The following is a 22039-nucleotide window of genomic DNA, read 5'->3' as shown; positions in this document are numbered from 1 at the left end:
ATGAAAAATTTTGTTTATCGCGTAGCTATAGTAGGCGGTGGCCCGGCGGGCCTGAGCGCCGCAATTCGCGCTGCGGAAACAGGACTCTCGCATATCCTGCTCGAAGCAGAATCCCACCTTTCCAACACCATCCATCGCTTTCAGAAAGGCAAGTACGTGATGGCCGAGCCGGTGCGCTTGCCACTGCGCAGTTCGCTGGCGTTCGAAGCGGGCAGTCGTGAAAGCATTCTCGAAGCCTGGAGCAGCGAGGCCGCCAGGCTGGAAGTCAACGTGCGCCGTAATTCGCCGGTGACATCTATTGACAAAGACGCCGAAAATTTCTCGGTAAAACTGGCTGACGGCGACATCATCTGCGCAGAAACCGTCATTCTCGCCTTTGGCCTGCAAGGGCAACCCAACAAGCTGAACATTGAGGGAGAAACACTTGGATTCGTGGATTACCATCTCGACGACCCGGACGAATTCGACGATCAAGCGATAGTCGTGGTCGGTGCCGGTGACTCGGCCCTGGAAACCGCACTGGATCTTGCCGAACATAACCGGGTGATATTAATCAACCGGCGCGACGACTTTTACCGTGCCGCCGCCGGCAACCGCAACGCTATTTTAGAAGCCATCGCTGATGGCCGGATCGAATGTTTTTATAACAGCGTACCCCGGCTTATCGAAGCTCAAGACGACCGCGCCCGTCTGGAGATCGACACTTCCGGCGAGATGGCGGAAATTATCTGCGACAAAATCATCGCCCGGCTCGGCGCCAGTCATCCGCGGGCATTCCTCGAATCCTGCGGCATCGTATTTTCCGATGAAGAGGCCACAGCCTTGCCGGTGCTTGACTCCCGGTACCAATCCACTGTCAAAAACCTCTACGTAATCGGTTCGCTGGCCGGTTATCCGCTTATCAAACAAGCGCTGAACCAGGGCTTCGAGGTTATCGAGCAAATTCGCGGCAAGCCGGTGCAACCGGTCGAAGATCAGCTGTTATTGGACAAGCTGATCGGCATGCCGGGAGCTGACACGGTGGAAACGGCCCTGATCAAGATCAGCGGCACGATTCCCCTGTTCGACTCGACCGGCGCTCGACCGCTCAGGGAACTTCTCCTTGAAAGCCTGGTTCTTTATCCCGATCCGGGCGCTACCGTTTTTCGTGAAAGCGATTACTCGGATTCTTTCTATTCGATCCTCAGTGGCGAGATTTTCATACATCTTCCCGAAGAAAACCCGGATCTGATCATCCGCTTGGAAGCCGGTGAGTTCTTTGGCGATTCAGAGCTGATTTCCGGACGAAGACGTACAGTAACGGCTGTCGCCGGGGAAAACTGCATTCTGATTGAAACACCACGGCTCGCGATAAAAAAGCTCGGCGCTACTCATCGGACCGTGGCTGACATTCTTGAAAAAACCGGCGTTGAGCGGGCCATCCGCTGGTATCTGGCGCCGGGACTACCTGACGACGAATGTAAAACGCTGGAACGTAGCGTGTCCTGTCATTGCTTTGAGACCGGAACAAACCTGTTCCAGGCCGGAGATGCCGGCAACAGCGTCCATTTCATCCGTAGCGGAGCAGTGACGGTGACGCGTACTGTCGACGGACACGAAGTACCGTACCGCTTGGTAACCGCCGGGGACTACGTGGGCGGCTGGGATGCGCTGGCCGACTCCGTCCGCAGGGCAACGGCGTGCGCGACCGCCGAGACCTCTACCGTGGAAATTCCCGGCGATGACTTTCGCTGGCTGCTGGAGCGGCACCCGGAACTGCGCCGGAACCTTCATGCCAATTTTCTGGCCTATCATGCCGATAATACCGAAGCCATCCAACAGAACGGAGAGATCATTTCCTTTCTGATGGAGCAAGGCGTCGGCGAAGGCACTGATGTGTTGCTTATCGACGAGTCTATCTGCACCCGCTGCGATAACTGCGAAAAAGCCTGCGCCGATACCCACGGCGGCATTTCCCGCCTGAACCGCGAAGCCGGACCGACATTCGCCTCCATCCACTTGCCGACCTCCTGTCGCCATTGCGTGCAGCCTCACTGCATGACCGAATGCCCGCCCAACGCAATTCACCGCGCGGCTAACGGCGAGGTGTTCATTGACGATACCTGCATCGGTTGCGGTAATTGCGTGCAAAACTGTCCGTATGACGTGATTCACCTGGCTTCCGATCAGCCCGAAAACAAACCCGGTCTTTGGGCGCGCTTACTGTTCGGATTCGACGAGACGGCCTTTGGTGACAATGGAGCAGGCGGCGGTCACAAAAAAGCGGTCAAATGCGATATGTGCAAAGATCTTTCCGGCGGCCCTGCCTGCGTCTCAGCCTGCCCTACCGGAGCCGCCTTTCGTGGCGACCCGGAACATACGCTGTTCAATACGCTTAAACGTTCCGGCAAACAATTGCAGGAGGAATCCTGATGTACGGCTCAATACTGAACTATGGTAATTACCGCTACCTGAAGCAGGCGGCAGCGTTAGCGCTTATTGCTTTGTTGCTCTATTTTTCGTCACTATCGGATGAACCGCCCAACGGCGGCACTTGGCAAGGCTATACGCTAGGCGTTATCGGCGCCGCGCTGATACTGATTTTGCTCTGGTTCGGTATTCGCAAACGCCAGTATCATTGCACTAAAAACTCCCTGGCCAGATGGGCTTCCGCCCATGTCTACCTTGGCATCTCGCTGCCGGTGGCGGTGACCCTGCATTGCGGCTTCCAGTTTGGCTGGAATGTTCATACCTTGGCTTATACGCTGATGATGCTGGTGGTGGTCAGCGGATTTTACGGCCTTTATGCTTATCTAGTGTATCCGGAAGCGCTCACTGCCAACCGTAACGGGGTCAGCCGTCGGGAAATGATTGCGGATATCGCCAAGCTTAACGATACCGGCCTGACTTTAGCGGAAGACTTGAGTACGGAAGCGTATCACCTGGTATTACGGGAAGTGGAGGAAACCCACTTGGGCGGTACGCTGTGGCATCAAATCACGATGAATTCCGGCCTGCCGGCCATGCCGCTTTTACAATGGAAGCTTGCCGGCAATTTCGTCGCATCGGAGCAAGCTTCTTCGTCCGTGACAACACTTAGCCCCGAGGATTTTCTACGCAAGTATTTTCGAAAGTCAGAGAGCACCGCAGAGATTCACCGGGTGGTGGAACTACTCAAAGTATTGAACGAACGCCAGTCCATGGTCAACCGCGTCCAGCTTGACATCCGCTATCATGCTTTTATGAAATGCTGGCTCTTTCTGCATGTGCCTCTTTCCTGCGCCCTGTTGGCAGCTGTTTTAGTTCATGTAGTCTCAGTGTTCTTTTATTGGTGACGGTTAATGCGCTGCCTGGTAGAAACCATTCGGCGTCGTCGGAATGAGGTATCCGACACAAAGGAGTTCGATACCGAACGCCTAAGCCTGGGCCGCGGAGCTGACCAGGATATTCATCTGCAAACCCGGCTGGCGGGGCTGAGCCATGCCGTCATCGAACAAGAAAGCGATGGGAATTTGCATATTCGTGCACTCGCCCCCCATCGCATTCTCTACAATGGCCGTAAATTGACCGAATCCGTTTTGAACCCCGGCGATGAATTCAGCATCGGCTCGGTTTATTTCACGGTGCGGGAAGCTGCGGAACCGTATCATTTACATCTTGAAATCAAAGAGCCGACAGGTCGTCAGAGCAAAGAGCTGGAAGATGCGCTGCTGGCTACCGTCAATCCTGATTACGGGCTAAGCGGTTTTTCAATGCGCCGCGCCGCCTGGTTCTTGTCCCTGGCGATAGTCATCCTGTTTTTGCTGTTGCCGCTGGCCGGTTTTATCTACCAGCCCTTGGGCATCTGGCTGCGCACTTTGCCGGTGGTATCCGACCTTAGCTGGAGTCCGGGGCCTATCTCTTCAGCCCATAGTTTCTTCGGCGCCGAGTGTAACCGCTGTCACGAACACGCTTTTGTGTCGGTGCAAAACTCCGCCTGCACCACGTGTCACAAGGACACGCCTCATCATGTCAACGAAAAACTTTTGCAATCCATTGCCGCGCTGGATTCCAATCGTTGCGCCTCTTGCCATAAAGAGCACGGCGGCTCTGAGGCCTCATCTTTAATCCGCCATGACCAAACGCTATGCACCGATTGCCATAAAGATATCAAAGCTATAGCACCGGATACCCAACTTTCCGATGTATCGGACTTCGGCAAGAATCATCCTGAATTCAAGGTTACTGTCACGCCTTTCGCGGACGACCTGTCGCAGCCGCTACGCATTGCTCTAGACCAAAAAGACCGCTTGATGGAACTTTCCAATCTAGAATTCAGCCACGCTCTCCATCTCAACAAAGAAGGCGTCAAGACTCCCGACCGCGGCAAGGTAAAGCTTGACTGCGCTAACTGCCACAAACCGGAACAACGCGACGGCAAGTACATGGCGAAGCTCGATTTCGAAAGCCAATGTCACGAATGCCACAAGCTGAATTTTGAAGCCGAAGATCCCAAACAGGAAATACCTCATGGTAACGATGCTATCGTACTGACTTTTCTCGAAGGCTATTACTCGGCCCGGGCGCTGAAAGGCGACTATCGACACCTGTCCGCGCCCCAGGTTATACGGGAACGCCTGCGGCCGGGCGAGGAGCTTACACCGGAGGAGAACCTGGAAATCAAGGCGTGGGCGGTTGACTATGCCCGCGATGTGAATTCCGAAGTCATGCGCTTTCGCGTCTGCGGCAAGTGCCACACCGTGACAAAAAACCGGGATAGCAGCGAAGAGAATAGCCGTCCTTGGAAGATCGAGCCTTTAGGATTCAACCAGCGCAAATTGCCAATGGCCGAATTCGATCACGACAAACACAAGACCCAGAAATGTACCGATTGCCATGAGGCGGACAAGTCCGAGCACAGTGAGGATGTAATGCTCAAAGGCATAGCCGACTGCCGGACATGCCATGGCGGCGCCGATGCCAAGAATAAAGTCGCATCCAGTTGCATCGATTGTCACCGGTTTCATACATCCCCGAGTCTTACCATGGAAGGCAAAAAGATCGAGACACCTTCAAAGGTGCACTCTTCACCCGGCACTGAATCGCCTCCTCCCGTCGGCAATAACGTGAACCCGAGGCCGGACACCCGATGACGACGCTGCCAAGAATTTCGCCAAAAATAACTTCCGGTTATGCTTCCCATGCTGCGCGTGGGAAGCATAAATCCGGACTTCTGGAAGTTGCTCTCGTTTCCATGGCCATTAAGTTAAGCGTTGTAGGAGCGGGCCATGCCCGCGATCAGAGGGCTACAATCCTGCAATCTCTGCCTAAATATCGCGGGCGCGGCCCGCTCCTACGATCTCATCGTCTTACGCTGGTTCCCAAGCTCCAGGATGTAGGCCGGAATAAGCCATCCAAGTCTCTCTTGGGCGAAGCCGAACGGCGCGTAGTGCGAGGTGGCGTTTCCGGCGAATTCGGGAGGCGTTTGCCGGAAACGCCAATTCTCGCTATCGCTCGAACCCGCTTATTCCGGCCTATATTTTATGCTTATGGTTCTCACGCCGAGCGTGGAAACGATAAAACCCGAACCGTTTGCTCGCCATGGATAAAACTTATTCTAATAATCATTTTAGGACTATCCACGTCCGAGGATATATCAGCGGCAACCGATGAAATCAAAGTCGCACAGCCGGAAGACGGTGAGGAGATTACCCGGCGCAGGCCCGGCGAAGAAGAAAATATAGAAACCGGGCCCCTGCCCGAGCAGCCCAATCGCATGACCGGATTGGAGGCCGTCGCACCGCCGGATTACCAAGCGCCGCCCAAATACACAGCCATCGAGGACCGCTGGCGGCTGCCCATCGACCTCGGCCTGATGAATGAACGCTGGTTCGATCCGTATAACTTCAACGTCCTGAAGGCCGACCGGCCGTTTGCGGGAAAAGACTGGTTCTTCAATCTGGGCATACTGTCCGATACCGTCGCCGAACCTCGGCGGCTACCGCCGACGTTGGCTTCCGGTTCAACAGCGGCGGGCGATCAGTTCCTGTTAACGCAAAGCCTGAGCTTTGCTTTTAATCTGTACAAAGGCGAAACGGTCTTCCGGCCGCCGGATTTCGAGTTCCGTTTCAATCCCGTCCTCAACACCAATTTCACCAAAGCCAACGCACCGGGAGTGTTATACGAGGATCAGAGTAAGGGAACCAACCGCTGGGACTACGATATCAGCCTTCAGCAGCTGTCCGTCGACATGCACCTGCGAACAGTGTCCGACCGCTACGACTTCGACCGGCTGCGGGTAGGCATTCAACCTTTTACCGCCGATTTTCGCGGTTTCTTGTTTCTTGACAATCCGGTCGGGGTGCGTCTCTACGGCAACCGCGACAACAATCTTTGGCAATATAACCTCGCTTGGTTCCGTCGCGCAGAGAAGAGCACCAACAGCGGCCTGAACGAGATCGTCGAACATGGCATCCGCGACGATGATGTATTCGTCGCCAACCTCTACCGCCAGGACTTTCCGGTACGGGGCTTCACTTCCCAAGGCACCGTGATTTACAACCGCAACCGGGAAGGCGATTCAAACCGGCAATACTTCGACCAGAACGGCTTCCCGTTGCGGCCGTCGGTATTGGGCGGAGGTTATGCGCGAAACTACGACGTCGGCTATATCGGCTATAACGGCGACGGCCATTTCGGCCGGCTTAATCTTACCGGCAGCACCTATTTGGCGCTTGGCAGGGAGACGGCCAGTCCATTCACCGGCAAGCCTTCGGATATCCAGGCCTGGTTTGGCGCTCTTGAAGCGTCGATGAACTTCGACTGGATCAAGCCGCGGCTTTCTGTGCTCTATGCCAGCGGTGACGGCAATCCTTATGATGGCACCGAACATGGCTTCGATGCGATCTTTGAAAACGCCAATTTCGCCGGCGGCGATACCAGCTTCTGGTCGCGACAATCCATGCCTTATGCCAACGGCATCAAACTCAACGGTCGGAACGGCATACTCAATGCGATGCGTCCGTCGAAAGAACAGGGGCAGTCCAATTTTGCCAACCCCGGCATTCAGCTCTTTGGCTTGGGCGCCGATTTTGACGTGCTGCCGGAACTAAGAATCAGCGTAAACGTCAACCAGCTGTTTTTCGACGATACCGCCGTTCTGGAAGCAACGCAAAACGGCAGGCATATTGGCCGTAACATTGGTCTGGATACCTCGATAGGTCTTATTTATCGGCCATTCCAGACCCAGAACGTGATCTTCCGGCTGTCCGGCGCGGTATTGGTGCCGGGGGATGGATTTAAGGATTTGTACGGAGATCATCTGGGTTATTCGGTTTTATCGAATTTGATTTTAGCGTTTTAAAGAACCGTTTTTTTGCAATTCGCGATGGGAGCTGCCATTAAGTTAAACACAATGACGCCGGTAGGAGCGGGCCGTGCCCGCGATTAGGGCGCAATAACTCGGCAATCGCCGCTCAAATGTCGCGGGCATGGCCCGCTCCTACGACGCTTAACAGCTAATGTTCGTTCATTTGACCGTTACAGCCAGACAAGGAATAACAAGATGAAATACACATCCGAAAAAAAATTTCCTGGTTATTACTGTTCTCAATGGGCTGCTCTTGCTTGCAGTAAAGAATGTTGTACTGAGCAATCAAGACCGAGCACGATAGCGTTATGGCTTATTTCCCTATTGCTGATCTTATTGACTCCATACTCACATGCAGAGCCTGTCGATGAGCTTGGCCCCGTTCATAAACAGACTTACGCCCTCACCCCTACTGCGCCAATCCAACAAACCAAGGCGCAAGCGGACGCCAAAAGCGAAGGCTGCCTGAGCTGTCACAGAAAGACCGATACACCAACGATGCATGTCAACGCCGGAGTGACACTGGGCTGCACCGACTGCCACGGCGGCAACTCAACGGCATTCCGCCCGTACAAAGCGGCAAAAGGCAGTCCGGAATACTCCGCCACTCTGGACAAAGCCCACATCCAGCCGCTTTATCCGCAAGCCTGGCGCTATCCGTCCAGCGCGACGCCGGAGCGCACTTACAGCCTGCTGAATATGGAAAGTCCCGAATTCATCCGTTTTATCAATCCGGGCGACTACCGTGTCGCACAAGAATCCTGCGGCGCTTGTCATTTGAAGGAAGTCATGGCTGCCCAGCGCAGCATGATGGCGACCGGGATCATGCTCTGGGGCGGCGCTGCTTACAATAACGGCATTTTGCCGTTCAAACAGTATGTTGCGGGCGAATATTATGTGACCAAAAAAGGCGACGAAGCGAAACAAGCGCAGGGCGGATTGACGTCGATTGGGGCGATCTTAAAAAGCGACAAGGAACCCGACGACAATATGAAAGCCAAGGGCGTGCTTCCGCTGTTGGCGCCCTTGCCTGCCTGGGAGTCTTTACCGCCGGCAGATGTATTCCGGGTTTTCGAACGCGGCGGCCGAATTCTGAGCAATCTTTTTCCGGAAACAGGCTTGCCCAACGTCAGCGGCCAGATGCAGTTATTGGATGAACCCGGACGGCCCGATACCCGCCAGTCCAATCGCGGCCCTTCCACCGGGGCGCGAATTGCGGTGCCGGTTATCAATATTCACAAAACCCGGCTAAACGATCCTTTTACCTGGTTTTTAGGGACCAACGACCAGCCGGGGGATTATCGCTCTTCCGGTTGCTCAGCCTGTCACGTGGTCTATTCCAATGACCGGGATTCGCGCCACTCCGGCCCCTATGCGCAGTTCGGCCATGACGGCACCAGTGCATCGGTCGATCCCACCATACCCAAGGGCGAGTCCGGCCATCCGCTGAAGCACGAATTCAGCCGAGCTATTCCGACCAGCACCTGCATTATCTGCCACATGCACCAACCCAACTCCTTCGTGAATACTTTTCTCGGTTATACGATGTGGGACTACGAATCGGACGCACCGAATATGTGGCCGAAAAAGCAGCGCTATGTCAGCGAATGGAACGCGGACGGAGTTGAACACGACAAAGACCAGATTATCGGACATAAAAAAGCTTTCGATATCGCGATGCGCAATCCGGAAGAAGCGGCCCAGCGCGGGCTTTGGGGCGACGTGGATTTCCTGAAAAAAGTCTGGGACAACAATAGTAAGAACAAGGACACCCAGTTCGCCGATTATCACGGTCACGGCTGGAACTTCCGGGCAATTTTCAAGCGCGACCGCAAGGGACAACTATTGGATAAGGAGGGTCAAGTGGTTGCCGACAACGATCCCGATAAGTTCAAAAAAGCGGTGCATATGTCTTCTATCCATGTCGACAAAGGCATGCATTGCGTGGACTGCCATTTCGAGCAGGATGCGCACGGCAACGGCCACCTTTACGGCGAAGTCGCGCAAGCGGTGGAGATCGAATGCGTGGATTGTCACGGCACGACCGACAACTACCCTTCCCTCAAAACTTCCGGCCCCGCGGCTCCACCGGGCGGCACCGACCTGAGCGCGTTGCGCACGCAGGATGGACGGCCGCGATTCCAATGGTTGGGCGGCAAACTGTTCCAACGCTCGGCGCTGTGGCCGGATAAGGAATGGGAGGTTTCGCTGGTCAAGGACAGCGTCAATCCCGAACATCCCCACTACAATCCGAAAGCCGCGCGGGCCAAGACCATCGCCAAGGACAACCAGGCTTGGGGGCCCGGCGTCGCGCCGGAGGACCGCGCGCACCAAAACGAGAAGATGACCTGCTACACCTGCCATACCTCATGGACCACGAGCTGCGGCGGCTGCCATTTATCGATGCAGGCCAACTGGAAAACCAGGCGGCATCATTATGACTTCGAGGAAACCCGCAACTTCGCCACCTACAACCCGCAGGTGGCCCGCGACGAGATGTTCCAGCTCGGCCGCCACGGCCCCGCCAAGGGCGGACGCATCGCGCCGGTGCGTTCCTCATCGGCATTGGTTCTGAGTGTCCAGAACGCCAACCGCGAGATGCTCTACATACAGCAACCGCCGATTGCAGCCAGCGGCTTCAGTTCGCAAGCTTTTGCACCGCATTACCCGCATACCGAGCGCAAAACCGAGACCAAGACCTGCACCGACTGTCACATCTCCAAAGATAATGACAATAACGCGATCATGGCCCAGCTGCTGCTCCAGGGCACCAACTTCGTCAACTTCATCGGCTATAACGCCTGGCTGGGGACAGAAGACGAAATCACTGCGGTGCGAGTCACGGAATGGGACGAACCCCAGGCGGTAGTCGGAAGCTTCCTCGATAAATACGCTTATCCCGACTGGTACCGGCAGCATCAGCAAAACGGCCGCGTGCTGAAAGATGCTTATGGTCATGATTCAGGCCCGGCGCAATGCCTGCAACTTCGGGGCGAGTATCTTTTCATCGCGGAAGGCGAAGACGGCATGCGGGTTTACGATGTCGCCAACATTGCCAACAAGGGCGTTTCCCAGCGCATCGTTACCGCGCCGGTTTCGCCGCTCGGCCAGAGCACGCGTATCGCCAGCAAGAATGCCACCTGCGTGGTCCTGCCCACGAACCAGCCTATCCATCCACAACGCCGGAATCTACCCAACTTCGCCATGACCGGCGACAAGATGCATGAGTTGATAGCCAAGACCAACCAGGAGCAGGAGTTTCACCCGATCTACAATTACGCATTCATCACCGACGCGGAAGAAGGCTTGATACTGACCGACGTCAACACGCTGTCCGACGGCGAGCCGCGCAACAATTTTCTTGAACGCGCGCTGACCTGGAATGAGAGCGGCATCCTGAAAGGAGCCCGCCACCTGACAATCGGCGGCCGTTACTTTTATATCGCCGCTGATGTCGGAATGGTCATTCTCGATATGGATAACCCGCTGAAGCCGAAAGTGGAAGCGGTTATTCCAATGCGCGACGTGCGGGCATCGGCCTTACAGTTTCGCTACCTGTTCGTCACCGACGCGGAAGGCTTGAAGGTTGTGGACGTGACCGATCCGGCCAAACCGCGATTTGTTAAAGATGCGCGGGTGCCGCTCAAGCAAGCCAACCGGATTTATGTAGCCCGGACTTATGCCTATGTGGCCGCAGGTTCCGAAGGACTCGCCATTGTCGACGTGGAAAAACCGGAACGGCCGAAACTGATGCAAAAATTCAACGCAGGCGGGCAGATCAACGACGCCAGGGATGTCGTTGTCGGCACGACCAATGCGTCATTGTTTGCCTATATCGCCGACGGGAAAAACGGACTGCGCGTCCTGCAACTCACCTCGCCTGATTCGCAGCCGGGCTTCTACGGCTTTAGCCCCGAGCCGCGCCCGGAACTGATCGCCACCTATCCTTCCGATAGCCCTGCCCTGTCGCTATCCAAAGGCCTGGATCGTGATAGGGCCGTGGACGAAACCGGTGGGCAAATCGCTGTGATGGGTAGAATCGGCTCACGGCCATTCACTTCGGAAGAAATGAAGCGCCTGTACCTGAATGATAAAGGAGAAGTCTGGACTGTAACCGACGACGTGGAGAAAGATCAGTTCAAAGCAGAACATGAAAAATAATCAGAGTCCGGCAAATTGAAAGTTTTTGCGGAAACTTCCCTATTGGGCGACAAAAATGTTGCCATCTTTTGCCCTGCGTGACTGTATAACCAAAGACATTCTCTTACGTAATCAAGCTTATTGTTTGTATAGCCGGATACGACCAATATGCTGGAATCCTTATTCTGCCCGAGCGACGAACTTTTTTATCATCAAGGTTTCGGAGAATGAAATGAACCATGCCAAACACCACAAACACAAATCTGCCATTGTGGCGAGCCATATACCGGGGCGCATCCGCGTCAAACTTCATTCGCAAAACCGCGATAAACAAACAATGGAAGAGATAAGGAAAAATCTGGAGGCGCAAGAGGGAATAAACGATGTCCGTCTGAATCCGGCTTGCGGTAGCATGACCGTTCGCTACGATCACGATCGCCATTCGATGTCCGGCATTCTGGGTTTGCTGGAAGATATGGATCTGATTATTGACTCCATAGGGCATTTACCGAACATTGACGAGAATGAATATGCCGGGCACGACGGCGAAGTTCCGGAATTTGTTGCGGCCGTAAACGATCTGAATCGGCGCATCCATGTAACCACCGGGCTTCCTGTCGATTTGAAACTGGTGCTTCCTCTGGCGTTCGTCGGTGCCGGCGCCTGGTCGATAAGCAAAAAGGGCTTGATGATCGAAAGCGTTCCCGGCTTGCTGTTTCTCTGGCTTGCTTTCGATATGTTCGTAAAACTGCATTCAGCTCGTCCGGATAAACCGGAAAACTTATAACCTGGCTAACAGCTCCGCTTTCTTGGCATTGTATTCAGCCTCGGTCAATATGCCTTTATCTTTCAGACCAGCCAATTTTTCGATAGCGCTGAAAATATCCGCCTCTTGCCCTGTAACGCTTGTATGAACTGGGTTTGCAGCAGACGGTTCGGATTGCGTCGGCGTTTGCAGGGGCACATTATCGATAGAAATGATTGGGAGCGTATTAACATCAACCAATCCATATTGGCTGGTAAATGTAATAGAGCCGCCTACCGACTGTTGCTGGGAGAAACCGCCAATCTGATGGTCCAGTGTATCGTATAGCGTTACATGGCCGTTGACTTCGATAGCCAGGCGTCGAATAGTCGCAAAGTACGCATAACGCACATTGTTTTGCGCACCGGTGCTGTTCGGGAATTGCAGGCCTGCGGGCCACCAATTGCCTGAACTACCGGCAGGCGGAGGCACAAACAAACTGACCGCTCCTGTAGGGCCTGAATTATTTTGTTGTTGATGATACCCGGAGTTGTTTTGTTGCTGGGAGCCTTGCTGCTGCGACTGAAAACTGCCGCTTTGAATGAGGTCCGGTTGATTGGCTATCAGGTTGGAGAGTTCCTGGCACAATCCGGATACACTGTTTTTCAAGCTATTATTGAACATATCGCCCAGCATAATCATGCCGCCTTTCATCCATTGGCCGGAGCCGCCAAATTCAGGATGATTAAACTGGGCCATGGAACCATTGCCGTTGATTACCGATTGCAACATGCTGAATACCGCATCGGGGCTAAAATTGTAGCGCTGTGCAATGTTATTAATTATTTGTTGGCCTTCCGGTGTGAGCTGTTTCATTGGAAATGTCCGCTTGGTTAAGGTGGAAGTTACAAAAAATGATTCGGAAACAACCGGAATTACTGGTTGTAGCCGGGCTTGGATTTATAGCCAGTCTAAATGAACTACCGCTTAAAAGCATTAAGTAATCCTACGGGGTAAATTGACCACGCTAGTTACATTCAATTGCCATTGCTCGTTTTTAGCCGGATAGATACCGGCTGCAAATCAGCCGGTAGGGTACGCTCTGCGTGCCTTTATTTAATTTCGCGGCGATTGGGAAATCATATGCGGAGCGTATCCTACCCTGCTTAATTCCTTAGCCGACTTTTACTGGCAAAACGCTGCGGCAGGCAGCAATAAACGGCCAGGCTTACCCAAAAGATCCATAAATCCGAAATGCCGATAGAATGCAGCGGCTGAATCATCTTTCGCATCGACAATGATCCCAACCACAGCTAAAGTGTTTCTTGCCCGTCTTACTTTTTGGCACGCATCGGCCAGCAAAATTGAGCCCAGACCTTTACCTTGAAAAGCTTGATCGACTGCTAAACGACCTATTAAAGCCACGGGCACAGGATATCGCGGTAATTTGTGCGCCAGTTTTTCGGGTAAATCCGAGCAATTGACACTACCCGCGCTCAATGTGAAAAAACCGGCCAGACTGCCTGAATCATCCGTCGGCGAAGCGACAAAAACTCTTGCAAGATCACGCTTTACATCCTGTGAAGCATACCGATGAATATAATCATCCAGTGCCAATTGTCCGCAACTAAAGGCTTTTGTATTAACTTTTCCATCATGAGCCCTGATGATATAAGTCGTCAACGCTCAACCTGTTCATTATGGCGATCGAATGCACGGTTTAAAGCGGCATTGGCTTGAACAGGTTCATCGAGAGCGGCAAGAAAAGCTTCAAAATCTGCCGGGTCTAAAGTAATCGATTCATGCGCCTGGATCACTTGTTCAGCTGAAGCCAAGGCATGGGAAAGTATAAACTCTGAAACGCTGACATGGGCGTAAGCGGCCGCCTTATTAAGCATTTGTCTGGCGTGATTATCGCATCGAATATTGAGACGATTTTCTTTGACGGTTGTTGTATTCATTGGGAATCTCCTAATCCAATACATCAAATTGTGCACCGTTTGTACGGACATTGCAATATCTGTCTCAAGTCGAAATATTGGCCAACGAAAAGCACTTGCCCCACCTCCCCAACTACTATCCGCCATACATCGATAAACATAATTTGATCCCTATGTCTTGTCATTGGGAGGAATGATCTTAAAGAGCCTTATGAAGGTAGATCCCATTTTCCACTCGAATATCCGGCATAAATTCCTTGATCAAGTCCTACCGGTCAGGCATGCTCTCATTACTGGCATTCTGCTTCAATATGGAATGAATTTCCGGTTTTCCTGTCATCGTGCCCATCTTGGCGGTCAACTCTAATCCTTTAAGGTATACGCAATGAAAATTAGCGCTACATGGGTTTTAGTTCTGAGTTTATGTTGTATTGATGCCGCGTTTGCTATGCGATGCGGACAAAAGCTGGTTGAGCCGGGCTACCGTAAAAGCGATGTAATCGCCCGCTGTGGGCAACCGGATTCAATTGAAACTCACTCTAAAATAGTCGGCAGAACGATGAATTACCCCTACGGAACCCTTTATCTGCAAGAATATGAAGAGGTTCAAGTAGAAGAGTGGATATACAATTTCGGTTCCCTCCGATTCAAGCAATACCTTCGTTTCGAAAATGGCAGATTGAAAGAAATTAAAAGTTTGGGACGCGGATATTAAAACAAGGATCATTGCCCGCTTTTCCAGATGGAAAACAGTAACCAGATTCCTCCTATAGTGGCAAAAGAATATCCCAGAAACCCGAATGCCGGTAAGCCGAATAATTTCGGCCCGCCTTCGACCGTCATAATAATCGAAGAGCCGATAATAAGCGCGGCTGTCACTATGCCCATGGTTAACCGGCTAATCGCATTATCGATATAACTAACATACTGCCCCAGACGCTTAACGTTGATATCAATCTGAAAGGCCCCTTTCCTTGATGCCCGCAACAATTTACGCAGGTCTTTGGGCAGGCTTGATAACAGATCGACAACACCGATCAGGTTGCGCCATCCGCGTTGAGCCATAGCTTCCGGCTTATACCGTTCCGCCATGACTTTTTGGAGATAGGGAGCGGCAAAAATCAGTGTATTAAATTCCGGATTAAGATGCCTGCCGAAACCATCCATAGTGATATATGCTTTGATCAACAAGGCAAGGTCGGCCGGCAGTATCAGTTTATGATCTCTTAATATGGCCATCAGGTCGCTCATCATACCGGTAAGACTTAAATCTTTGAGCGCCAGCGAGCTGTATTGATCGACAAAAGCTTCTATATCGATAGTCAGCACTTGCTCATCGGTATGAATATTGTCCGACCAGTCTTCCAGTATTTCGGCTACTTTAACCGGCAGGTGATTGGTCATGCCGTACAGCAAGCTGACAACCTGCTCCCTGCGATCTTCGGTTAAACGGCCGATCATGCCGAAATCGATAAATGCGAGTTTATTATCGTCCAGATAAAATACGTTACCGGCATGCGGATCGGCATGAAAAAAACCGTCTTCCATAATCATTTTCATGACCGCTCCGGCACCTCGCTCGGCCAGCAGTTTCCTATCCAGCCCCGCTTGTTCGACAGCCGCAAGATCCCGGCCTGGAATGCCTTGAATATATTCCTGCACATTGAGCCTTTCGCAAGTCCATTGCCAATAGACGTTAGGAATCTTGATATTCAGATCATCGACCAAGTTGGCGGCTACCCGCTCCGCATTCCTGCATTCAGCGGCAAGGTCGAGCTCCCGTCGTAATGACTGGTTAAACTGGCGCAGGACTTCTTTCGGATGAAACCGGCGAAGCTCAGGCGATTCGGATTCGGCAATGTCAACAATACGGTGTAACAGGCGTAAGTCGGCCTCAATGAGTTTGCGCAAACCGGGTCTGCGAACTTTTAAAATAACCGGTGTTCCGTCCTTGAGCACGGCTTTATGAACTTGGGCAATTGAAGCTGCCGCCACCGGTTCTCTTTCGAATTCTGAAAAAATTTCATCAATACTACCGCCAAGGTCTTCTTCAAGCTGGGGCAGCAGCTCCTCAAGCGACATCGGAGGCACTTGGTCCTGGAGCTTTTCAAACTCGGCGATATATTGCGGGGAGAATAAATCAACGCGTGTCGCAAGAATTTGTCCCAACTTAATGAAAGTAGGTCCCAGCTCTTCCAGCACATGACGTATGCGTTGCGGCGTATCGAGTTTTACATAGTCTTCGACATGCTCCCAATGCAGCATCCTGCCCGCGCGTTCTATTGCCTTGCCCATTCCCAATCCGCGAACAAAGCCGCCGAAGCCGTAGCGGATTAATACCGACGCAATATCATGAGCCCTGCCCAGATCCCTGACTGCGTTAAACATTTCCCATAACATGCTGCACTGCTGAATTTTATTTTTTGGAATGAGTCGGCTGTAGGCTTTCTGCAATGCCCAATAAAATACCGCTACCTATTTTGGCTAGAGTTGAAGCCGTAGCAACCGTACCGGAGATAATGACTTCCGTACTGATATCCGGCAAGTCTTTAAGCGCTTTCAAGGCGGTGAATGTTTGTTTGCCGACTGCCGTTCCGCTTTTATGCGCATGAGCAATAAAATCGTTAACAATGTCGGCAGTAACCTGAGTGCCGCCTTTGGCGACTTTCTCCAAGGTATCGATAAACAAGTGTTCCATGCTCTGTATGTCTTTAATCGCATCCTTAAAATCATGCTGGGAAGTCACTTTGGAAGCCGCTTCTTGAATGGCCAGTGTCGATGCTTCTGTCGCAATCGCCAGCGCATCGTCCAATGCCGTGACCGCATGGGTAAAAGTTCCTTTGGCATGCTCATCCTGGCCCGCTATGCCTTCATCAATACCTTTAGCAACCGCTTCAGTAACGTTCTTGATATTTTTCATATCCAGCTCCCCGTTGGTCAGCGCTTTTAACGTTATATCCTTAACTTGCTGGTGAACATCGGTTCCAGACCTAACCGCTTCCCGTACATCACCTGTAACGCTTTGTTCTTGGTTTATTTGAGTCATAGTCGTTCTCCTGATTGATATAAAAACTTTTAAAAGTTACAAAATATCGGGGCTACTCACCCTGTCTGCTTCGGAATTAAGGTTAGTGATATGCAGGCAACCGCTGATCTTGACGCCCGCCAATGGCCGTTGTCTGGCAAAGCGGTCATGAATCGCGCTCACTACCGGCATTTCAGTCAGTGCCCACTCAATACGTTCACGTCCTTGCTCGGCCAGCGAGGGTTTTTTTATATCATGATCAATATTCATAATGCAGGTCACCTCAGTCCGTATCTTTACCGGTTGCTTCCGTGTAATGACCGCCGGTAAGCGGTACAAAACCGACACTCAAAATACTACGGTTCTTAGTTTTACCGTTGGCCTGTTTTTCTATAACCGTTAATTCCTGATGGTTGTAAGGCGAACCGACAGGAATAATCAGGCGAGCGCCTGTGCGCAATTGATCAATGAGAGGCTGTGGAATATCCGGCGTAGCTGCGGTAACCATGATGCCGTCAAAAGGCGCATGTTCCGGCCAGCCGAAGTGGCCGTCGCCGGTTTTAACCGTGACATTGTTATAGCCCATCTTTTTAAATCGGAGACTGGCTTTATCGGCCAGCTCTTCTATGACTTCAAGCGAATAAACCTGTTTAACCAGTTTCGAAAGAATCGCCGCCTGATAGCCGGAACCGGTACCGATTTCCAAAACGGTATCGGTAGGCTGAGTATTCAATAAGTCGGTCATCAGCGCAACAATATAAGGCTGGGAAATGGTCTGTCCCGAACCGATCGGTGCCGGGCTGTTATCATAGGCAAGAAAGCGAAGATTCGCAGGCAAAAACTTATGCCGCGGCACTTGTTTTATAGCCGCCATGACTCTGTCGTCCAAGGCATCCTTGCCGATCAGATGACGGGTCAGGTTAACTTCCATTTCGATATCGTCCAGCATGCGTTGCAGACCGCTCATCAATTGTGCTCCCGGGTGTATTTATCGTTCTCACGGTCTTCGTGGGAATGCTCTATAACCATTCACGGCATGAATGGTTATTTCCAGCAACACGAACCGTGATTCAAACATGGCTCCAATAAAGTTTCAATTGGTGACATTACTTATGGCTTTGAACACAAAGCCGTAGCAAAATGCAGCTAAAGATTAAATCACTTGAACAAACCGGCCATTCGGTTTTATCTTGTTGCTGCGAAACAAAACAGATTTGTATATCCAAAGCGAACTTTGACGCCTATTATTGCTGGAGTTCAAAGCTTGCTTTGAACAGTCAGGAGTTGAAACGCCAGTAAAGTCTAGGCCGCAAACAGACTTTGTTGAATAAATGGATTTCACGCTTAAAATTAATGCGTATGGAGTGAGATTAATGAAAGCCATGGTATTAAAAGCGCTCTGTAACCTTCAAGAACATCCCACGCCGCTGGAATTGATGGATATGCCGGTTCCGGTTCCCGGTGAACAGGAAGTCTTGCTGAAAGTTTTAACTTGCGGGGTTTGCCATACCGAATTGGACGAAATTGAAGGACGCACTCCGCCGCCGCATTTACCGATAATTCCCGGACATCAAGTGGTAGGCCGGATCGAAGCCGTCGGCAGTAAAGTCAGCACTGTTAAATTGGGTGACAGGGTCGGTGTTGCATGGATTTTCTCTGCTTGCGGTGCGTGTAAATTTTGCCTGACAGGCCGTGAAAACCTGTGCCTGTATTTCAAAGCGACAGGTCGCGATGCCAATGGCGGCTATGCCCAATATATAACTGTTGATGAAGCTTTCGTCTATGCAATTCCTGAAGTTTTTTCCGACCTGCAAGCCGCCCCTTTGCTTTGCGCCGGTGCAATCGGCTATCGCTCACTACGCTTGACGGGCCTAAAAGACGGCCAAAGGCTGGGACTGACCGGCTTTGGCGCATCAGCGCATCTGGTGTTAAAAATGGCGCAGCACCAATATCCGAATTGCAAAATTTATGTTTTTGCCCGAAGCGCCAAAGAAAGAGCGTTTGCCGAAGAACTCGGCGCAGTGTGGACAGGCGATACTATCGAACGAGCCCCGCATAAACTGGACACTATCATCGACACCACACCGGTATGGGAACCTGTCGTTGAAGCCTTGGCAAACCTGGACTCCGGCGGCAGGCTGGTGATCAATGCGATCCGCAAGGAAGGCGACAAACGAAGCTTGCTGAATATGGATTATCCCCTGCATCTTTGGCAGGAAAAAGAGATCAAGAGTGTTGCCAATATCACTCGAACTGACGTAACTGAATTCCTGGACTTGGCGGCTGAAATGAAACTCCAGCCTGAAATTCAGGCGTTTACATTGGAACAGGCCAATGAAGCGCTGATTGAACTGAAAACCGGAAAAATTCGCGGAGCCAAGGTGCTGAAGATTGATTGACTCAACTATAACGTTTGAATCTCATATTCGTATCAAGATACCTTTTACACCGTATTTTTTTATATGCGGCTTCATGGCATATCTGTCACAAATGCTTAAGTAGAACTGTAGGGCGGATTTGCGGCAGCAAACCGCCAATCTACGCACAACATAGAAAACAATTGGCCGTAAAGAACATTCGCTTGGAAAAGTCCGATCACAAACCGGATTTGATTATCCCGATCATGGCGGATTGCTGATGCGAATCCGCCCTACGGCCCTCTCTATGTCCTTGTAGTCTGTGTAACTTGTTGGCTAAACCTGCTGACGCAGTGTCAAACCTAAATTTTCTAGCTTCATCCCACATTCTTGTTACTTTACTCACTATCAGCTTCAATGCGAATAAACCTACCCTCTTTAAAGAAAAACATAATTTGCCCTGCTACTATCTCATTTTTTCCTTTTTCGAAACTGGAATCCTTTACCAACGAGTTAATCAAATCGCGCACTTTGCTCTCTGGTGTACCAATACAGGTTGAATTTACAACTTGTACTAACAGATTGCGTTGCTCGACGATGCGACTTGCATGCTGGTTTTGATAATCAAGTGTCACAGATTGATCAATGATTATAAAAATCAACCAAAGAATAATCCCAGTTAGAAGAACACATATAACCCAAAAAATACGCATACTTACTTGCATGAAGCGCCCTCCTGACAAGCGGTAGCAGCCGCTTTGCTAAAAGTTTTACAATTATTGTTAAACAAATCGTATTTAGGATGCTGTTGCTTAAACTTTTCAGCAAAATTAATTGTTCCTTTGTAATCAGAGTTTGGATAGTACGTTCCAGTTACATGAACATCATGCCCAAAGTTATGCGATAGGAAATCGTAAAGATGGTCGAGTGAGTCTTCTGTAGGTAAACCATCTTCTCCAAAGGAAACGTTCGGAATTTTTCCGCCACGAACGACTCCATTATCGTCACCATAACGGCCAAATTCGTAATATTTGGTATCTCCAGAGCTAGGATCAACAGAAACAACCGCACCATGCCCCAGAGGTACTTTTCCAAACGGTGTAGTTACAGGATAGTAGTCGTAATTGATATAAATAGCATCTAATCCAAACGGATCAATTGAATTTAATGGATTACTCCTCACATAACCATAGGTATTAATTCCGCCCCGCAACCCAATCGGATCACTCTCAATATATCTCCCAGTAGCCGGATTGTAATCCCTAAAGTAATTATAAAACAGCCCGGTTTCTTGGTCATAATATTGCCCCGGAAACCTCAGGTCAAAGGTGAAATTGCCGAGTCCAGAAGGATTCTGATCCGGCAAATTATTGCCGAAGGCTTCGGACTCCCAGCGCCAGACGACTCGATTGTCGCTGGGCCGGGTGATGGCTCTCGGCGTGCCCAAGTGATCGGCATGGATGTAGTAAATGTCCGGCGTTGCGGTTGGGCTGGTCGCAGGTCTCAGCACAGCGACCGGCAAGTCACCGAGCCAGACGATTTCCTGGAGCAATTGCCCGGCTGCGTCGTATTCGCCAGTCAGGTGGCCTTGTTCGTCATAGAAGTACTGGATGGTGTTGCCGTTGACGGTTTTGGTCACGCGCTGGCCGAGGGCATTGTAGCTGTAGTAGCTGGTTTGCGTTGTTGCGGTGTTCGTAGTGGCGATGCGCCGTCCGGCCGCGTTGTAGCTGTGGATGAAGGTGCCGTCGCCGGTCAGGTTGCCGGCTGGGTAGTAGCTGTAGTTGACGATCTGTGCACCACTCTGGCTTTGCAGCCGGTTGCTGTCCGGGTCGGTGGTGTAGGTGTACTGGGTAATGTTGTCTTTCAGCTTACCGGTACGGTTGCCGCTGAGGTCGTAACTGTAGCTGATCCGGCTTTGCTCCGGTTCGCCGCGTTGGCTGCCGATCAACCGGTCGAGTTCGTCGTATTCGTGGTGCTGGTTTAATGTAGGATCGCTATCGGCGATGGTGTTGATCAGCCGCCCGGCAGCATCATAGCCGTAGTAGCGGCTGTCGGGCAGTTGGGCTTGAGCATCGAAACCCATGCTGATGATCACGGGACGACCGACGAGGTCGTAAAAGCGCTCGTTCTGTTGGTGGTTGCCCCAGAGCCAGCCGTTGACTTGGCCGTAGGGTTCGTAACTGATTTGGCTGAGCAGCGGCTGGCCGTTGATCAGTATTGCGTTGATACGGTTGCCATTCCACTGGTAGTCGATCTGTTGACCGCCGGGACTGCGGCTGGCGGTGCGTTGTCCTGAGGCATTGTAGCTGTGGCTGACGGTCAGCTGGGTTGTGCCTTGGTTTTGGCTTTGAGTTTTACTGGTGATATGACCATGGTTGTCGTAGCTATAGGTTATGCTGCTGTTGTTATTGCCGAGGCTGCACAGGCGGCCGATGCCGTTGGCGCAAGTGTCCCAGGTGTAGTTGACGGTTTGGTCGTCGTAGGCAATCTGGCTGATACGATTGA

General features: G+C 51.7%; 17 protein-coding genes. 8 read left to right on the top strand and 9 right to left on the bottom strand.

What is annotated here, in order from left to right; genetic code table 11:
- The 6 genes from V7051_RS08055 (at position 1) to V7051_RS08030 (ending at position 12254) form a co-directional block, all read left to right on the top strand.
- A complete protein-coding gene (locus V7051_RS08055; RefSeq protein ID WP_333874474.1) occupies positions 1-2412 on the top strand; it encodes an NAD(P)-binding domain-containing protein in 2412 nt (803 codons plus the stop codon).
- The gene (locus tag V7051_RS08050) at positions 2412-3314 is read left to right on the top strand and encodes a hypothetical protein (protein WP_333874475.1); all 903 of its coding nucleotides are present in this window, start codon (positions 2412-2414) and stop codon (positions 3312-3314) included. The genes V7051_RS08055 and V7051_RS08050 overlap by 1 nt, the downstream gene beginning before the upstream one ends.
- Before the next feature lie 6 nt (positions 3315-3320).
- A complete protein-coding gene (locus tag V7051_RS08045; RefSeq protein ID WP_333874476.1) occupies positions 3321-5111 on the top strand; it encodes a cytochrome c3 family protein in 1791 nt (596 codons plus the stop codon).
- Positions 5108-7321, top strand: coding sequence for a hypothetical protein (locus tag V7051_RS08040; RefSeq protein ID WP_334181132.1), 2214 nt, complete (start codon positions 5108-5110; stop codon positions 7319-7321). Before V7051_RS08045 ends, V7051_RS08040 begins: the two co-directional genes overlap by 4 nt.
- 201 nt (positions 7322-7522) lie before the next feature.
- Complete coding sequence (locus V7051_RS08035; protein ID WP_333874478.1) at positions 7523-11488, top strand: hypothetical protein; 3966 nt, start codon at positions 7523-7525, stop codon at positions 11486-11488.
- 211 nt (positions 11489-11699) lie between these two features.
- Complete coding sequence (locus V7051_RS08030; RefSeq protein ID WP_333874479.1) at positions 11700-12254, top strand: HMA2 domain-containing protein; 555 nt, start codon at positions 11700-11702, stop codon at positions 12252-12254.
- Here V7051_RS08030 and V7051_RS08025 read toward each other — a convergent pair.
- The 3 genes from V7051_RS08025 to V7051_RS08015 form a co-directional block, all read right to left on the bottom strand.
- Positions 12249-13088 (bottom strand): SHOCT domain-containing protein, encoded by an 840-nt coding sequence (locus tag V7051_RS08025; RefSeq protein WP_333874480.1) that lies wholly within the window; start codon positions 13086-13088, stop codon positions 12249-12251. The two genes, V7051_RS08030 and V7051_RS08025, sit on opposite strands and share 6 nt — an antisense overlap.
- Positions 13089-13397: 309 nt before the next feature.
- On the bottom strand, positions 13398-13895 hold the full coding sequence (locus V7051_RS08020; RefSeq protein WP_333874481.1) for a GNAT family N-acetyltransferase: 498 nt from the start codon (positions 13893-13895) through the stop codon (positions 13398-13400).
- On the bottom strand, positions 13892-14173 hold the full coding sequence (locus V7051_RS08015; protein WP_333874482.1) for a type II toxin-antitoxin system TacA family antitoxin: 282 nt from the start codon (positions 14171-14173) through the stop codon (positions 13892-13894). The genes V7051_RS08020 and V7051_RS08015 overlap by 4 nt, the downstream gene beginning before the upstream one ends.
- Before the next feature lie 364 nt (positions 14174-14537).
- Here V7051_RS08015 and V7051_RS08010 point away from each other — a divergent pair, with 364 nt between their 5' ends.
- Positions 14538-14867: a DUF2845 domain-containing protein gene (locus tag V7051_RS08010; RefSeq protein ID WP_333874483.1), complete on the top strand. Its 330-nt coding sequence runs from the start codon at positions 14538-14540 to the stop codon at positions 14865-14867.
- Between the two features lie 8 nt (positions 14868-14875).
- On the opposite strand, the gene V7051_RS08005 is transcribed toward V7051_RS08010, so the two are convergent.
- The 4 genes from V7051_RS08005 to V7051_RS07990 are packed head-to-tail and all read right to left on the bottom strand — an operon-like array spanning position 14876 to position 18144.
- On the bottom strand, positions 14876-16552 hold the full coding sequence (locus tag V7051_RS08005; RefSeq protein ID WP_333874484.1) for an ABC1 kinase family protein: 1677 nt from the start codon (positions 16550-16552) through the stop codon (positions 14876-14878).
- A 16-nt stretch (positions 16553-16568) separates the two neighbouring features.
- Positions 16569-17198: a DUF6781 family protein gene (locus V7051_RS08000; protein ID WP_333874485.1), complete on the bottom strand. Its 630-nt coding sequence runs from the start codon at positions 17196-17198 to the stop codon at positions 16569-16571.
- Positions 17199-17234: 36 nt separating this feature from the next.
- Positions 17235-17447, bottom strand: coding sequence for an adenosylhomocysteinase (locus V7051_RS07995; RefSeq protein ID WP_333874486.1), 213 nt, complete (start codon positions 17445-17447; stop codon positions 17235-17237).
- A 13-nt stretch (positions 17448-17460) separates the two neighbouring features.
- Positions 17461-18144: a protein-L-isoaspartate(D-aspartate) O-methyltransferase gene (locus V7051_RS07990; RefSeq protein WP_333874487.1), complete on the bottom strand. Its 684-nt coding sequence runs from the start codon at positions 18142-18144 to the stop codon at positions 17461-17463.
- A 406-nt stretch (positions 18145-18550) separates the two neighbouring features.
- Here V7051_RS07990 and V7051_RS07985 point away from each other — a divergent pair, with 406 nt between their 5' ends.
- Positions 18551-19576 carry a zinc-dependent alcohol dehydrogenase family protein gene (locus V7051_RS07985; protein ID WP_333874488.1) on the top strand — a complete coding sequence of 342 codons (1026 nt, stop codon included), beginning with the start codon at positions 18551-18553 and terminating at the stop codon, positions 19574-19576.
- A 356-nt stretch (positions 19577-19932) separates the two neighbouring features.
- Here V7051_RS07985 and V7051_RS07980 read toward each other — a convergent pair whose 3' ends face one another.
- Together V7051_RS07980 and V7051_RS07975 are read right to left on the bottom strand one after the other, a co-directional pair.
- Positions 19933-20259 (bottom strand): Imm58 family immunity protein, encoded by a 327-nt coding sequence (locus tag V7051_RS07980; protein WP_333874489.1) that lies wholly within the window; start codon positions 20257-20259, stop codon positions 19933-19935.
- The coding region (locus V7051_RS07975; protein ID WP_333874490.1) for an RHS repeat domain-containing protein at positions 20250-22039 on the bottom strand (1790 nt) is incomplete at its 5' end. The genes V7051_RS07980 and V7051_RS07975, both read right to left, overlap by 10 nt.

The organism is Methylobacter sp. (genome assembly GCF_036845245.1).
Classification (GTDB): Bacteria; Pseudomonadota; Gammaproteobacteria; order Methylococcales; family Methylomonadaceae; genus Methylobacter_A.
This window is presented reverse-complemented; position numbering and strand designations above follow the sequence as displayed.